This is a genomic window from Micromonospora sp. NPDC049175 (genome assembly GCF_043197345.1).
Classification (GTDB): Bacteria; Actinomycetota; Actinomycetes; order Mycobacteriales; family Micromonosporaceae; genus Micromonospora.
On record NZ_JBICSY010000001.1, the window covers coordinates 1,282,795 to 1,298,266 of the forward strand.

Below are 15,472 nucleotides of genomic sequence, written 5' to 3' on the forward strand. Positions count from 1 at the left end.
GTTCGCCGCGACCGCTCGCGCCGCCGCGCGGCCGTCGGGCGTCCGGATGTCATGATCGTGCGATGACCGTCGGCGTACGCGAGCAGCCGCGCGACGCGGGGCCCCCGCACCCTGGGCCGGGCTCGCGTCTCGGGTTGGTCGGCTGGCTGACCGGGTTGGCCGTGCTCGTCGGGGTGGGTTACCGGCTCTGGCTGCTGGGTCACGCCGCGCCGCCCACGAACAGCGACGAGGCCGCCATGGGGTTGGCCGCGCTGCACATCTCCCGAGCCGAGGGCTTCCCGGTCTGGTTCTACGGCCAGCAGTACATGGGCCCGCTGGAGGCGTACCTGGCCGCGCCGGTGTTCGCCCTGGCCGGGGGGCCGTCGCTGCTCGGTCTGCGGCTGCCCACGCTCGCGCTGTACGTGTTGTTCCTGCTGCTGGCCTGGCGCCTGACGCTGCGCCTGACCGGGGACCTGTGGTTCGGGCTGCTGGTGGTGGCGGTGCTGGCGTTGGGCTCTGACCGGGTGGTGAAGAACCAGCTGATCGCGGGTGGTGGCTATCCGGAGATGAACGCGGCCGGGATGGCGCTGGCCGTGCTCGCGGTGGATCTGGCGAGCGGGCGACCGGGGTGGCGGCTGGCGCGCTGGGCGGTGTGGGGGTTCCTGGCCGGCCTGATGGTCTGGGTCGACCCGCTGGTGCTGCCGTACGTCGTGGCGCTCGGCGCGGTGCTCGTGGGGTTCTGCCGTCGGGAGCTGTGGGGCGCGGCCGGGGCGCTGTTCGGGGCCGCCGCCGCGCTGGGCGCGGCCCCGCTGCTGCTGGACAGCCTGCTGAGCGGCCGGAACCCACTCAACGCGGTGCTCGCCGCCAGCGGTGCGAACGCCAGCGCGGGATGGGCGGACCGGTTGCACGGCGGCCTGCTGCTCGGCCCGGCGCTGGGCATGGGATTCTGCGGTCCCGGGCGGTGCGCCACCTGGCAACTGTGGTGGGCGCTCGCCCTGCCGCTGCTTTTGGCCCTCGCCGCCGCGACCGCCTGGCACACCCTGCGCCGAGCGCCCGCCCTCCCGACCGATCCCGCCCTCCCGACCGACTCCGCGGTCCCTGCCGCTGGCGGCGCTGGGGGCGTTGCCGAGGTGCCGGCTCGGGTGGCGGCTGCGGTCTGGCTGGCGCTCGTACTGGCCGCGGTCGGCACCCTCGGCGCGTACACCGTGAGCAGTGCCGCCGGGCTCACCCCGGTGGAGAGTTCCCGCTATCTGTCCTGTCTGCTCATCTCCCTGCCGGCACTGCTGTGGCCGGTCTGGGCGACGGCCCGTGGCGGTCCGCGACGGCCGGTGGGCGACCGTCGCGGCCCCGGGTCGGCGCTGGCCCGCCCGGTCGCGCTGGCGTTGCTCCTGGCCACCCTGGGCACCGCCGGCCACGCCACCTGGCAGGCAGCGCGGACCGCACCCGCGACGCGGGCCGCCGAGGCCCGGCACACCGAGTTGGTGACGACCCTGCGGCAGCTCGGTGTACGGCACGTACGCGCCGGTTACTGGACCTGCAACCGGCTCACCTTCGCCACGGCGGAGCAGGTGGTCTGCGCGGTCGTCGATGACGCGCTGCGCCCCGGCTTCGACCGTTACCCCGCGTACCGGCGGGAGGTCGACGGCGCGACCGCTCCCGCCTGGGTCGCACCGACCGGCTCGCCGTTGGCGCACACGCTCGACGAGCGGCTGCGCGCCGCCCCGGGCAGCCTGAACCTGGTCACGATCGACGGCTGGCGGATCTACCTGCCGTCGGCCTGACCGCCCGATCCGGCCCGCCGGGTCCGCCCCGCCCGCCGGATCCGCCCTGCCCGCCGGGTACGCCCGGCCCGACGAGGCCCGCTCGTCCCGCCGGGTCCGCCCGGCCCGGCGGTGACCGCCGGCGGGCTCGTCAGCGGGGTGGCGCGGGCTCGGCGAGCAGGCCGAGGCGGTGGGCCAGCGCGGCGGCCTCCCCCCGGTTCGTCACGTCGAGTTTCGCGATGATCCGGGAGACGTGCACGCTGGCCGTCTTCGGGGAGATGAACAACCGCTCGGCGATCCGGCTGTTGCTGTGCCCCTCGGCGACCAGCCGCAGCACCTCCCGCTCGCGGGCGGTCAACAGATCGGCGCCGGCCCCGCCCTGACCCGTCCCGCGCAGGCCGACCCGCCGCGCCAGGGTTGCGGTCGCCTCGGCCAGAGGCGTCGCGCCCAACCGCCGGGCGATCTCCGTGGCCTCGGTGACCGCCGCCGACACCTCGTCCCGCTCGCCGCCGGCGGCGGCCGCCTCGGCCAACGCCAGCAACGCCCGACCCAGCGGGTACGGCTGCCCGTCGGCACGCCACGCGTCCACCGCCGCCCGCCAGGCCGGCAGCGCCTGGTCGCCGACCGCCAGCAGCGCGGTGACCTGGGCGGCGTGCGCCCGCGCCGCCGGGTGCCGGACCGGCAGGTCCGCGGCGAGCGCGGTGACGGCGGCGGCCAGGTCCTGGTCACCAACCCGGGCGGCGGTACGGGCGACGGCGCTGAGCACCGGCCAGCCCTCCCGGGGCAGGTGCGGCAGATGCGCGTCGGAAACCGCGGCGCGGGCGGCGCGTACCGCCTCGACCTTGTCGTCGGCGGCCAACGCGGCCTCGATCCCCAGCTCGTGCAGGGGCAGCCGCTGGTCCGGCCACAGGTAGGGCCGGCCGAGGAAGGCCAACGCCCGGTCGACCAGCTCCTCGGCGCCCGGATGGGCGCGGGCCAGCCGCAGCCCGGCGCCCAACTGGAGCCAGTGCAGCCCGGTGACGCCGGACAGGTCGATCCGGGCGGCCTCCGCGCACACCCCCTCGGCCTCGTCCCAGCGACCCAGCGCGATAAGCGCCTCGGCCCGGTTCGACAGCAGGTACGCCCCGGTCGAGCGGCTGATCCCCACCCGCCGCGCCTCGGCCACCCCGGCCTCCGCCGCCTGCGCGGACTCGGCGTAGCGGCCCAACTCGCAGAGCATGTCCGACTCGAACACCTTGGCGAGCACGAGAGTCGGCGTGTCCCCGGCCGTACGCGCGACGGCCTCGACCTCGGCCAGCCCGGTCAGCCCACGCTCCAGATCCCGCTCGCCGTGGCAGAGCATGGCGATCCGCGTCGGCAGCAGGGCCAACTCCTCGCCGAGGGCCGCGGCGGCGGCATCCGCCTCGGCGGCCACCCGGGCGGCCTGCGGAGGATCGATCTTGGCCAGGTGGGTGGCGATGTCGGCGAGCAGCCGAACCCGCTCCACGCCGGTCGGGCCACCGGCCGCCAGCCGGTACGCCTCATCCAGCTCGCGGCTGCCGTCAGCCTTGCCGAGCAGGGCCATCAGTCGACCCCGCTGGTCCAGCAGTCGGGCGGCACGCAGCGGCGCGGCGTCGGCGTCCACCTCGGCCAGTCCGGCCCGGGTCAGGGTGATGGCCCGGCTGAAGTCACCGGCGGTGATCGAGGCGTCCAGGGTCTGCTCCAGCAACGCCAGGTGGTCGATGCCGAGCAGGTCGGCGGCGTCGGGCACCAGCTCCCACAGCTCCAGCGCCCGCTCCAACAGTCGGCGCTGCTCGGCGTAGGCGTACCTGTCGGCGGCGGCGCGGGCCGCGGACAGCGCGGCGACCAGGGCGCGCGGGTGGTGGTGCGCGGCGTACCAGTGGTGGGCGATCTCGGCCGGGGCCCGGCCGACGGCGACCAGGTGCGGTTGCGCCTCGATCGCGGCGGCGAAGCGGGCGTGCAGCCGGGCGTGCTCGCCGGGCAGCAACTCGTCGTGTACGGCCTCGCGGACCAGCGCGTGCCGGAACTCGTAGTCGCCGTCCGGGTCGGCCACCACGAGTTGGGCGGCGACGGCGGCACGCAGCGCGTCCTCCAACTCGGTGTCCGGCAGCCCGGCGACCTCGGCGAGCAGGTCGTGGGCGAACCGGGTGCCGCCGGCCGCGGCGATCCGCAGCACCCGCTGGGACGGCTCGGGCAGCCGGTCCACCCGGGCCAACAGCAGGTCGCGCAGGGTCTCCGGAAGCGCCGCGCAGCCGACCGGGTCACCGGCGACGGCCAGCTCCTCGATGAAGAAGGGGTTGCCCTGGGTGCGCTCGTGGACGTCGTCGACGGCACGTGTGGGCGGCTCGACGCCGAGCAGATCCGCGAGGATCGCGCCGGTGCCGTCGCGGTCCAGCCGGCCCAGCTCGACCCGGTGCACGCCGCGGACCCGGTCCAGCTCGGCCAGGAACGGGCGCAACGGGTGCCCGCGCTGCAACTCGTCGGTGCGGTAGGTGCAGACCAGCAGCAGCCGGCCCGGTCGGGCCGTCCGGACCAGGAAGCCGATCAGGTCGCGGGTGGAGCGGTCGGCCCAGTGCAGGTCCTCGATCAGCAGCACCAGCGGCTGGGCGTCGGCGAGCCGGTGGAACAGCTCGGCGACCAGGTCGAACAGGTATCCGCGTGGGGCGTCACCGACCGGGGCGGCGCTCGGCGCGGCCAGTGTCGCCCGGCCCAGTTCCGGCAGCAGCCGGGCGAACTCCGCCTCGTACCCGGCGAACACCTCGGGACCGTCGACGCGCAGCACCGCGCGCAGGGCGGCGGCGAACGGGGCGAACGGCAGACCCGACTCGCCCAGCTCCAGACACTGGCCGACAAGCACCCGCGCCCCGCCGTCGGTGGCCCCGCCGGAGAACTCCTCCAACAGCCGGGTCTTGCCCACCCCCGCCTCGCCACCGACCAGCACGGTGGTCGGCTCCCCAGCCCGTGCGCGGGTCAGCGTCTCGCGCAGCGTCGCCAACTCGTGCTGGCGGCCGACGAGGACGGAGCTGGCGGCGCGTACGGTCACGGAAGCGAGCATGCCATGGCGGCCACCGGCGCCGGCCCCACCGATCGGCGGGAGGGCCGGCGGCCGGCGGTCGCGCGGGTCGGGTTCCGTGGACGTGGCCGCCGGGGCGAGCGCGGTCACCGGCGGCCGGCGGTCGCGCGGGTCGAATGCCGTGGACGTGGCCGCCGGGGCGGGCGCGGTCACCGGCGGCCGGCCGTCGCGCGGGTCGAATGCCGTGGACGTGGCCGCCGGGGCGGGCGCGGTCACCGGCGGTCGTCGCCGAGGCGGCGGGTCGGCTGGCGGCGGCCCAGCCAGCTCCGGCCGGTGTGTCGCGACACCGCGCGGGCGAGCCGGTCCGCGGCCACCTCGGCGCGCAGCTCGGCGGCGTGCGTACGGTGCAGGGAGAGCAGGAATTCCGCGTCGTTGCCGAACATGTCGGTCTCCTTCGTCGTGGTGTCGTCCGCTGCTGACGACTCTCCGCGCGAAGGCCCCACCCGGGCATGGGGACAGCGCCTGATCTTCACCGGTGGCGCCCTCCTTACGTGCCCGGCCCGCACCGGCGAGGCGACGTAAGGTACTCAGTCGGCCGGCACCCGGACGCGGATCAACGGGGCGGGCGGCGACCACTAGACTCTGCGGCATGGCAAAGCCCCAGGAGAAGGTCTCGTTCGGCCAACGGCTGAAGCAGATCGGGATGGTGTTCCAGTTCACCGCCAAGCAGGACCGGTGGTTCGCGCCGCTGGTCGCCGCCGCGGTGCTCATCCCGCTCGCCCTCACCGTGGTCGCGGTCATCCTCTGGAGCTGGATCTGGCTGCCGATCGGCATCCTGTTCGTCCTGCTCGCGGTGCTGATCGTGCTCAACCTGCGGTCCAACAGGGCGATGATGAACGCCGCCGAGGGGCAGCCCGGCGCGGCGGCGCAGATCATGGAGAACATGCGCGGCGACTGGCGGGTGACCCCGGCGGTCAGCTCGACCACCCAGATGGACATGATCCACCTGGTGATCGGCCGGCCGGGCGTGATCCTGTTGGCCGAGGGCAACCCCCAGCGGGTGCGCGGCCTGCTCGGGCAGGAGAAGCGGCGGCTGTCGAAGGTGATCGGCTCCGCTCCCCTGCACGACTACGTGATCGGGCAGCAGGAGGGCGAGCTGCCGATCCGCAAGCTCCGCACGACGCTGCTGCGTCTGCCCCGGGCGCTCTCTGGCAAGGACGTCAACTCGCTGGACAAGCGGCTCAAGGCCCTCACCGCCCGTCCGCAGATGCCCAAGGGCGCGATCCCGAAGAACATGCGGCCGCCAGGCGCGTCCCGCCAGTCGCGGGGCCGCTGACCCCCCAGCTGTACGCGAAGGAGCCGGACCCGTGTGGGTCCGGCTCTTTCCCGTCCGTGCCCCGGCGCCCCGCACCCCGCGCCCGCGCCGCGCCCGCACAACATCCCTGAAGTTGCTGCCTCAGACGCGCCGCAGGCAGCAACTTCCCCGAAGTTGCTGCGATCTTGCCCAGATGCGGGCGCATGGGCCGCCGGAAGCGAGCCTGCGATCCCGGCAGGGGTCAAGATCGTGCTCGATCCTGGATGTAGTGGCCTCGAACTGCGGGGATACCACTACATCCTGCATCGAGCACGATCTTGGGCGAACGGACAGAAAGGCGCGGCACGGACGCGGCGGACGGGCGGGGCGGAAGCCGGCGGGCGGGGCAGCGGACGGCGGGCCGGGGGCGCGGCGGGAGGCCGGGGGCGCGAGCGCAGCGGCGCGGCGGCGCGACGGGAGCGCGGCGGCGCGACGGGAGCTCGGCGGCGGGGGCTCAGCCTCGGGGGGCGTCGACGATGACCGAGTTGGCGAACCGGTCGTGCAGGCCACGACGGTGCTCGTCCATGATCAGCGCGGGGACGACGAGGGCCAGCAGCAGGCCCCGGATCAACCCTCGGAGCACCCCGATCCGGCCACCGTCGTGCCAGTTCACGCAGCGGATCTTCGTGATGTACATGCCCGGCGTCTGGGCGAACAGGCCGAGGAAGAAGCCGTACACCAGCACCAGCACCAGCACCGGCGCCCAACTGTCGCGGATCGGGTCGGCGAAGAAGTTGGACACGAGCACACAGAGCAGCCAGTCGATGATCAGCGCCCCGAACCGCTTGCCGAGGCTGGGCGGGGTGAAGCTGGGGTCGGTTGCCGGCGCTGCCGGGACGTGCGGATTGGTCACAGCGGTCAAGGGTATCCGCGCCGGGATGAGGGCCTGCCGGGTGTCGCCGCCACGGTGTGCCGATTCGGGCCAAAGGCATCAGATGTCATTACACTGGCACAGTCGGACGGCGTTCGCGGCGGGCCGGAGGCGTGGACCGGAGCATCGCTGACGCTCCGCACGGGACGTAACACGGCAGAAACAACGGAGACACGGCCGGGCAACCGCCCGGCCCTAGCGTCGCCAGAAGCCTAGCCACCCCGTGGACGTGCCAGGAGGATGTGTGTTCGCCAATCCCGAGGAACTGCTGCGATACCTCAAGAACGAGGACGTGAAGTTCGTCGACGTTCGTTTCTGTGACCTGCCCGGCGTGATGCAGCACTTCAACCTGCCGGTCGAGTCCGTCAACGACGACCTCTTCACCGACGGCCTCGCGTTCGACGGTTCGTCGATCCGCGGTTTCCAGGCGATCCACGAGTCGGACATGCTCCTGCTCCCGGACGTCGCCACCGCGTTCATCGACCCGTTCCGCGCGCAGAAGACTCTCGCGCTGAACTTCTTCATCCACGACCCGTTCACCCGCGAGGCCTACAGCCGCGACCCGCGCAACGTCGCGAAGAAGGCCGAGGCGTACCTGGCGGCCAGCGGCATCGCCGACACCGCCTACTTCGGCGCCGAGGCGGAGTTCTACATCTTCGACTCGATCCGCCACGAGACCTCTGCGCACCAGTCGTTCTACTACATCGACTCGGTCGAGGGCGCGTGGAACACCGGCCGCGAGGAGCAGGGCGGCAACCTCGGTTACAAGACCGCGTACAAGGGCGGCTACTTCCCGGTGCCGCCGGTCGACCACTACGCCGACCTGCGTGACTCGATCGTGCGGCGGCTCGTCGACACCGGCTTCAACGTGGAGCGCTCGCACCACGAGGTGGGCACCGCCGGCCAGTCCGAGATTAACTACCGGTTCTCCACCCTGCTGCACGCCGGTGACCAGCTTCAGCTCTTCAAGTACATCGTGAAGAACGAGGCCTGGGCCAACGGCAAGACCGCGACCTTCATGCCCAAGCCGCTCTTCGGTGACAACGGCTCCGGCATGCACACCCATCAGAGCCTCTGGCTCAACGGTGAGCCGCTGTTCTACGACGAGACCGGCTACGCCGGCCTGTCCGACATGGCCCGCTGGTACATCGGTGGTCTGCTGCACCACGCGCCGTCGCTGCTGGCCTTCACCAACCCGACGGTCAACTCGTACCGTCGCCTGGTGCCGGGCTACGAGGCGCCGGTCAACCTGGTCTACTCGCAGCGCAACCGCTCCGCCTGCACCCGCATCCCGGTGACCGGCAGCAACGCGAAGGCCAAGCGCGTCGAGTTCCGCGTGCCGGACCCGTCGGCAAACGTCTACCTGGCCTTCTCGGCCATGATGATGGCCGGCCTGGACGGCATCAAGAGCAAGATGGAGCCGCCGACGCCGATCGACAAGGACCTCTACGACCTCCCGCCGGAGGAGTGGGGCGACGTCAAGCAGGTGCCCGGCTCGCTGCCGGCCGTGCTCGACTCGCTCGAGGCCGACCACGACTACCTGCTCGACGGTGGGGTCTTCACCCCGGACCTGATCTCCACCTGGGTGGACTGGAAGCGCGCCAACGAGGTCGACCCGGTGCGTCTGCGCCCGACCCCGCACGAGTTCGCCATGTACTACGACTGCTGAGCCTGATCAAGGCTCTGAACTGCACCAACAGGATCGCTACTGATCTTGGGTACAACCTCACGAACGGCGGTCATGCCCGGCTCACAGCCGGCATGGCCGCCGTTCGGTGTTGACCGAGCGCGCCGTCGACGAGCAGCCGGGCCCCGTCGTGGAGCAGGTCGTTGACACGTCGGCCGTGCCTGAGGCTTACCAATCAGCAGCGATCGCCACCGGTGACGATCGCGGTAATGGTGTTCCGTGCCAGCCGCCGTATCAGCAGCTCAAGCTCCACCCGGGTTCCCTCGATGCCGGTGGTGACCGCACGCTGAGCCGCCGTCTGCGCCTCCGGCAACGAGGCTCCGGCATCACGGAAGACCTTCAACAACGCGACGCGGCCGGGTCCCGTCGTGCCCTCGACGGTGAGGCGTGCCAACCCGCAGCCAGCGACCACGGCGTCGCGGATCTCGGCGGGCGTGTCATCCCAGCCGAACGTCTCCTCGGTCGAGCCGCAGTGGGGGCAGTGACACCAGGCGGTCCACTGCAGCCGGTCGTGGACGATGCGCTGCGCCAGGTCACACGTCATCTCAGATCCGCAGTCGCCACAGGGACGGACGATACTCACGCCGTAGGAGATCATCTTGCGATCCGTTCAGCTTGACGTGGTGAGGGCCCCGCAGCCGCGACTTCAGCGCGATCATGTCAAACATCAACCGCGGCCGCCGTGTTGACGGGTGGGCCAGGAAACCGAGATGGCGATCCGCGTTCGCAGCGACCCGTCGCCCCCGCCATACCTTCGCGTCCGTTATATTGCGGCGGTGGACACACCGCTGCGCGAACCCACCTTCCTGATCCTCACCGCGCTCGCCGCCGAGCCGATGCACGGCTACGGGCTGATCGGCGAGGTCGCCGCCCTCTCCGACAACCGCGTCTCGCTGCGTCCCGGGACGCTCTACGGGGCGCTCGACCGGCTTGTCGACGCCGGCCTCGTCGAGGTCGACCGGGAGGAGGTGGTGGACGGCCGGCTGCGCCGCTACTACCGGCTCTCCCCCGCTGGCGACGCCACCCTGACCGCCGAGACCGAGCGGCTCCGGCACAACGTCGAGGCCGCCACCGCCCGGCTGGCCCGGCGCGCTCGTGCCACCCGGCCGACCACCCCGCGCGTGGCCGGAGGGCTGGCATGACCGACCTGGAGCGCCGCTACCTGCGACTGCTGCGCGCGTACCCCGGCGAGTACCGGCGTTCCCGCGGCGCCGAGATCGTCGGCACCTACCTGGATCTGGCCGCGCCGGGTCGCCGCTGGCCCTCGCCCGCGGACGCTGCGGACCTCCTCCGCGGCGGCGCGCGTCAGCGGCTGCGGGCCGCGGGCGTCGCCAGCCTGACCCCCGGGGTACGCCTCGCGGCGCTGCTGTCCATGGTCACCGCGAGCGTCCTCGCCGGCGTCTGGGGCACGACAGAGCTGCATCCGGCGAATATCGAATGGGGTGTACCCCACGTCGGCCCGTTCGTCTCGATCGGTGTCATCGCCTGGGCGGGCTGGCTGCTGGCCGCGATCGCCACCGCCGTCGCGCCGCGCCGGATCGCCCGGCTGACCATCGCCCTCGCCCTCCTGCTCACGCTGGCGCTGCCGCCGTTGGCCGCAGTGCTCGATGCATTCCGGCCGCCGCTGTTCGTGCTGCTGCCGCAGGTCGTACTCGGCCTGCTGGCGTTGGCTCTGCCCGACCGGCCCGCGACGGCGATCCGCCTTGCACCGCTGCTCTCCGCTGTGACGGCGGCAGCGGCGACGGAATACCTGGTGGGAATGGACGATGGTCTCATTTACTACGGCTTCACCGCGTCGAGATTCCTGCCCACCGTCGGTGGCTTGCTGCTGGTCGTCGGGGCTCTGCTGGCCATGGGTCTGGCCATCGGCGGGGACACCCGCGGCGGCTGGGCGCTCGTCACGCTGCTCACCCCTGCCGGCTTCCTGGCGGTGCCCGCCCTGGGCGATGCCATCGACCCGATCCGCGGCGACGTCAGCTTCGCGGCGCTGGCCACGAGCACCATCGCCGTCGCGCTGGCCGGTCCCGCCGTCCTACTCCTGACCATCCTCGTCCGCACCCGCCGGACCCCCAGCGCCAGGCGCGCCTGCCCCACCTGCGGCGCTCGATCCTGATGCACACCGCGAGTTGATCATGAGGTTGGCGGGGCCTTTGGAGATCGACAGGGCCGCTAACCTCATGATCAACGCGGTCGGCAGCGCCGGCGCAGGGTGTACAGGAGGACGGTCACGAGCAGGGCGGTCATCGCTATCGCGCCGGGGGCCTTGGTGAAGCGGGCCAGGTTGGTGCCATCGGGCAGGGCGAGGAAGGCCGCTGCGGCGGCCGGCAGCACGAACCACGAGGTCCGGGTGGCGGAGAGCGCGAGCAGCGCCAGTGGCCAGGTCGCGTACCAGCTGTGGAAGACCGGGGACAGGACCACGGTGGCGACCAGTGCCGACGCCGCGCCGTGCAGCGCGATCCGGGGGCGGGCCAAGGCCGGATCAGCCGAGGCCCGCAGGGCCCGCCAGGCTCGCCACCACAGCACCACGAGTACTCCGGCGAGCAGCAGCAGCGCCACCGCCCGGACCACCGGCACCGCCTGCGGGTCCCGCCCGGCCAACGCGCCGGCGTAGTCCACCACCAGGCCGACGGCGGTGGGCGGCGACGTCCACTGCTCGGAGTCCCCGCTGCGGGTCAGCCCGCCGACCCAGCCCAGCCCGAGACCGGAGAGCGCCGACGTGACCAGCAGCGCCGCGAGCACCCCGCCCGCCAGCCAGCCGCCGTCGCGCAGCAGCGCCCGGACGGTGTGGCGGCCCCGCACCGCCGCCAGGGCGGCGAACGGCAGCACGACCACTGCGCTCGCCTTCACCGTCACCGCCAGCCCGAGCAGCACCCCGGCCACCAGCAACGACGACGACCGACCCGGCCGGCGGACCACGATCAGGAGTCCGGACAGCAGCAGGCCCAGCATCACCGCGTCGTTGTGCGCCCCGGCCACCAGGTGCACCCCGACCAGCGGGCCGGCCAGCGCCAGCCAGGCCGCCCGCCGGGCCGGCACACCGGCCGCGCGCGCCAAGCCGGGCAGGCAGAGCGCGGCCAGCAGCAACCCCGCCACGGCGCACAACCGCAGCGCGACGATGGTCCCGGTGAGCCCGCCGCCCAGGGTCACCGCGAGCGCGGCGAGCAGCACGAACACCGGCCCGTACGGTGCCGGGGTGTCCCGCCAGATCGGTGCCACCGCGTCCAGCCACGGGCAGCCCGCCGCCGCCACCGGAACGGCGTACGGGTCGACGCCCTGCGCGTACGTCCAGCCCTGGCAGGCGTACGAGTAGACGTCCCGGCTGCCCAGCGGCGGCGCGACGAGCAGCGGCAGCGCCCACAGCCCGGCGGTGCCGTACGCCCACCGGGTCGACGGCGCTCCCCCGCGCAACGACCACCACGCCGCGACCAGCAGCCCGGTGCCGACCAGCCAGCAGGTGAGCGTCGCCGGCCCGCCCGGGGCTCGCCAGATCGACTCCGGTGTCGCGCCCAGCGGGGCGTCGGGCAGTGCCCCACCGAGGTACCCGGCGACGGCGAGCAGGACCGCGCCGACCAGTCCCGCGTATCGGGCCAGGCGTGCCACCCACGGACCAGATGCCGGCGGTCCAGAAGGCCGCGGACCAGAAGCCGACGGACCGGACGGCGGCGGACCGGACGGCGGCGGGCCGGGAGCGGTCACCGGCGCACCTTCCCTCAGTCGGCGACGACCGGCTGACGGGCCGCCCGAGCCGACCGTACCAACCGAATGACCAGGGCGATCACCAACAGCGTCATCAGCGGCGCCCCGACCGTCTTGGTGAACCGGGGCAGGCCGGTGCCGTCGGGCAGCACCAGGAACGACGCGACGAGCGCGACGACGATGAACCATCCGGTCCGTCGGGCGGTGGCCGCGAGCACCGCGAGGGGCCAGATCCAGTACCAGGGGTGGAAGATCGGCGCGAGGGCGACGGTGGCGGCCAGCGCCACCGCGGCGTGCCACAGCGGCTCCCGGGTGCGGGCCCGCCACCAGAGCCAGACCAGCAGCAGCGCCAGCACCGCCACGCCGATCCCTCTGGTGACCGGGAGCGCGTCGATGTGCCCGCCGAACGGCACCGCCAGGTAGCCGACGGTCTGGCCGATCGCGGTGGACGGCGACGTCCAGGCGATCACGTCGCTGCCGCTGGCCAGCCCGGCGACCCAGCCGAAGTCGAGCCCCGCCGCGACTGTCACCCCGCCCACGGCGGCGACCGCGCCGCCGACCACCCACCCGCCGTGCCGGAGTAGAGCCCGGATCGAGTACCCGCCGACGATCGCGGCCAGCGCCGCGAACGGCACCACGACGAGCGCGGTCACCTTGATCGCGGCGGCCAGTCCGAGCAGCGCTCCGCCGCCGAGCAGCGGGCCGGGGCGGCCCGGCCGGGAGGCGATCACCGCCAGCCCGGCGACCAGCAGGCCGACCATCAGGGCGTCGTTGTGCGCGCCGGAGACCAGGTGCACGGCGACCAGGGGGCAGCCCAGCGCGAGCCAGATCGCCCGTTCGGCGGGTACGCCGACGCGTCGCGCCAGCACCGGCAGGCTGACCGCGGTCAACGCCACCCCGGCCACCGCGATCAGCCGGAACACCACGATCGCGCCGGTCAGCGAGCCGGTGGCCTTCACCACCGCGCCGGAGAGCACCACGAACAGCGGCCCGTACGGCGCGGGCGTGTCCCGCCAGATGAACGAGATGCTGTCCAGCCAGGGGCACGGCAGTGCGGACACGCCCTGCTCGTACGGGTTGATCCCGGCGGCGTAGCTGGCGCCCTGGCAGGCGTACGCGTACACGTCCCGGCTGGCCAGCGGCGGTGCGACGAGCAGCGGCAGCAGCCAGAGCCCGACGGTGGTCAACGCCCAGCGGGTCGACGGCACCGAGTCGCGCAGCGCCCACCAGGCGTAGGCCAGCAACGCGGTGCCGACCAGCCAGGCGGCGAGGACCAGCGGCCCGTGCGGGCCCTGCCAGATGCTGAGCGGGTTGGCGCGCAGGGGGGAGCCGGGCAGGGCGCCGCCGAGGAACGCGGCGACGGCGAGCAATGCCGATCCCGCCAGTCCGGTCCAACGCGCGAGGTGGTGAGGCACGCCGGACATGCTGCCAGTACGGTGGTCGCGGTACGGAGGTGGGCATGCGGCGCAGTCGGGTGGTGGCGGTGACCACCGCTTCCGCGGTCGTGCTCGGCGCACTCTGGCTGGCCCTGCCGCTGATGGGGTCGGACCTCGCCGCGCAGGTGGCTCGGGCGGACTTCTTCGCGGCCCACGGCCCCACACCTGTCGACCTGCGCTGGTACGCCGGGGTGCAGCAGTTCGGCTACAGCCTGCTCTCCCAGCCCGTGATGGCCCTGCTCGGCGTACGGGTGACAGGTGCGCTCGCGCTCGTGGCGTCGGCCGCCGCGCTGGCCGCGCTGCTGGTCCGCACCGAGGTGCCCCGACCGCTGCTGGGCAGCCTGGTCGGGGTGGTCACGCTGGCCGGCAACCTGGTCTCCGGCCGGGTCACCTACGCCCTGGGCGTGGCGTTCGGGCTGGCCGCGCTGCTCGTGCTGACTCGCCGAGCCGGACGAGGGCGGGTGCGGCTCGGGCTCGCCGCGCTCGGCGCGCTGCTGGCCTCGGCGACCAGCCCGGTGGCCGGCCTGTTCGTCGGCCTGGCGGGGGTCGCGCTGCTGCTGGGCCGCCGGTACGCCGACGGCCTGGCGCTCGGTGTCGCGGCGGCGGTGCCGCTGGCCGCGACGGCGCTGCTCTTCGGTGACGGCGGCTGGATGAACATCAGCCGCACCGACGCGGTGCGCGCGGTGGTGACCAGCCTGGTGGTGGCGGCGCTGGTGGCGTACCGGCCGGTGCGCTTCGGTGCGCTGCTCTCCGCGGCCGGGGTGCTCGCCGCCGCCGTGGTGCACACGCCTGTGGGGTTGAACGCGACCCGACTGGTGACGATGTTCGCGTTGCCGGTGCTGGCCGCCGCAGCCCGCCCGCCCGCCTGGCTGTCCGACCGGCTGGCCCGCCGCTCGGCCGAGCACGCGACCCCGGGGAGCGCTACCCCGACCAGCGCCGTCGCGGCGCGCGCCGCGGCGGCGGGGCGGTCGCGATGGGCTCGGCTGCGCGGCGCGGTGGGTCTGACCGCGCTGCTGGTGGCAGTCTGCGTCTGGCAGCCGCCGGCGGTCCCCGCCGACCTGCGCGGCATCGGCGACCCGACGAGCGCGCCGGGTTACCACGCGCCGCTGCGCGCGTTCCTGGCCGGCCAGCGGCTCACCGGCCGGGTCGAGGTGCCGCCGACCCGCAACTACTGGGAGGCGGCCCGGCTCGGTGAGGTGCCGTTGGCCCGGGGTTGGCTGCGGCAGGCCGACATCGACCGCAACCCGCTGTTCTTCTCCACGGTGCCCGGCGCGGCCGGCACCGGCGTAGCGCTGACCCCGGCCAGCTACCGGGCCTGGCTGGCGGAGAACGCCGTGCAGTACGTGGCGCTGCCGGACGCCCCGCTGTCCTGGGTGGGGCGGGCCGAGGCGGAGCTTGTCGAGGGCGGCCTGCCCTATTTGACGCCTGTCTGGTCCGGGTCACACTGGCGGGTCTGGGCGGTGGTCGACCCGACGCCGCTTGTCGCCGTACCCGCCGAGGTGATCCGCGCCGACGGCGCGGCGGTGACCTTCCGGGCCCCGGCCGCCGGCCCGGTGGCGGTCCGGGTCCGGCACAGCCGGTGGCTCGTCGCGTCCGGCGACGCCACGGTCAGCGCCGACGGGGACTGGACCACTGTCACCGTGCCGGGCCCCGGCGAGTACACCCTCGGTAGCTGA

The 15,472-nt window shown here is 73.9% G+C and carries 12 protein-coding genes; 6 read left to right on the top strand and 6 right to left on the bottom strand.

All coding sequences use genetic code 11. The features are described from left to right. The first annotated feature begins 62 nt into the window (after positions 1–62). A complete protein-coding gene (locus ACGFH8_RS05400) occupies positions 63–1,760 on the top strand; it encodes a hypothetical protein (RefSeq protein WP_393363677.1) in 1,698 nt (565 codons plus the stop codon). 130 nt (positions 1,761–1,890) lie between these two features. On the opposite strand, the gene ACGFH8_RS05405 is transcribed toward ACGFH8_RS05400, so the two are convergent. Further along, entirely contained in the window at positions 1,891–5,028 is a 3,138-nt protein-coding gene (locus ACGFH8_RS05405; protein WP_393363680.1) for an AAA family ATPase, read from the bottom strand. After that, positions 5,025–5,195 carry a hypothetical protein gene (locus ACGFH8_RS05410; protein WP_393363683.1) on the bottom strand — a complete coding sequence of 57 codons (171 nt, stop codon included), beginning with the start codon at positions 5,193–5,195 and terminating at the stop codon, positions 5,025–5,027. The genes ACGFH8_RS05405 and ACGFH8_RS05410 overlap by 4 nt, the downstream gene beginning before the upstream one ends. 206 nt (positions 5,196–5,401) lie before the next feature. Here ACGFH8_RS05410 and ACGFH8_RS05415 point away from each other — a divergent pair, with 206 nt between their 5' ends. Beyond that, a complete protein-coding gene (locus tag ACGFH8_RS05415; RefSeq protein ID WP_393363686.1) occupies positions 5,402–6,088 on the top strand; it encodes a DUF4191 domain-containing protein in 687 nt (228 codons plus the stop codon). A gap of 472 nt (positions 6,089–6,560) precedes the next feature. On the opposite strand, the gene ACGFH8_RS05420 is transcribed toward ACGFH8_RS05415, so the two are convergent. Next, positions 6,561–6,968, bottom strand: coding sequence for an RDD family protein (locus tag ACGFH8_RS05420; RefSeq protein ID WP_393363689.1), 408 nt, complete (start codon positions 6,966–6,968; stop codon positions 6,561–6,563). 253 nt (positions 6,969–7,221) lie between these two features. Here ACGFH8_RS05420 and glnA point away from each other — a divergent pair, with 253 nt between their 5' ends. Then, positions 7,222–8,646 carry a type I glutamate--ammonia ligase gene (gene glnA, locus ACGFH8_RS05425; protein ID WP_393363692.1) on the top strand — a complete coding sequence of 475 codons (1,425 nt, stop codon included), beginning with the start codon at positions 7,222–7,224 and terminating at the stop codon, positions 8,644–8,646. Positions 8,647–8,839: 193 nt separating this feature from the next. On the opposite strand, the gene ACGFH8_RS05430 is transcribed toward glnA, so the two are convergent. Next, complete coding sequence (locus ACGFH8_RS05430) at positions 8,840–9,262, bottom strand: hypothetical protein (protein ID WP_393363694.1); 423 nt, start codon at positions 9,260–9,262, stop codon at positions 8,840–8,842. Positions 9,263–9,440: 178 nt separating this feature from the next. On the opposite strand from ACGFH8_RS05430, the gene ACGFH8_RS05435 reads away from it, so the two are divergent. Then, complete coding sequence (locus ACGFH8_RS05435; protein ID WP_393363697.1) at positions 9,441–9,806, top strand: PadR family transcriptional regulator; 366 nt, start codon at positions 9,441–9,443, stop codon at positions 9,804–9,806. After that, positions 9,803–10,777: a hypothetical protein gene (locus ACGFH8_RS05440; protein WP_393363700.1), complete on the top strand. Its 975-nt coding sequence runs from the start codon at positions 9,803–9,805 to the stop codon at positions 10,775–10,777. The genes ACGFH8_RS05435 and ACGFH8_RS05440 overlap by 4 nt, the downstream gene beginning before the upstream one ends. A gap of 68 nt (positions 10,778–10,845) precedes the next feature. On the opposite strand, the gene mptB (ACGFH8_RS05445) is transcribed toward ACGFH8_RS05440, so the two are convergent. Both mptB (ACGFH8_RS05445) and mptB (ACGFH8_RS05450) read right to left on the bottom strand, forming a co-directional pair. Then, a complete protein-coding gene (gene mptB, locus ACGFH8_RS05445) occupies positions 10,846–12,264 on the bottom strand; it encodes a polyprenol phosphomannose-dependent alpha 1,6 mannosyltransferase MptB (protein WP_393363702.1) in 1,419 nt (472 codons plus the stop codon). Positions 12,265–12,374: 110 nt separating this feature from the next. Beyond that, positions 12,375–13,775 carry a polyprenol phosphomannose-dependent alpha 1,6 mannosyltransferase MptB gene (gene mptB / locus ACGFH8_RS05450; RefSeq protein ID WP_393363705.1) on the bottom strand — a complete coding sequence of 467 codons (1,401 nt, stop codon included), beginning with the start codon at positions 13,773–13,775 and terminating at the stop codon, positions 12,375–12,377. Between the two features lie 44 nt (positions 13,776–13,819). Here mptB (ACGFH8_RS05450) and ACGFH8_RS05455 point away from each other — a divergent pair, with 44 nt between their 5' ends. Further along, the gene (locus tag ACGFH8_RS05455; RefSeq protein ID WP_393363708.1) at positions 13,820–15,472 is read left to right on the top strand and encodes a hypothetical protein; all 1,653 of its coding nucleotides are present in this window, start codon (positions 13,820–13,822) and stop codon (positions 15,470–15,472) included.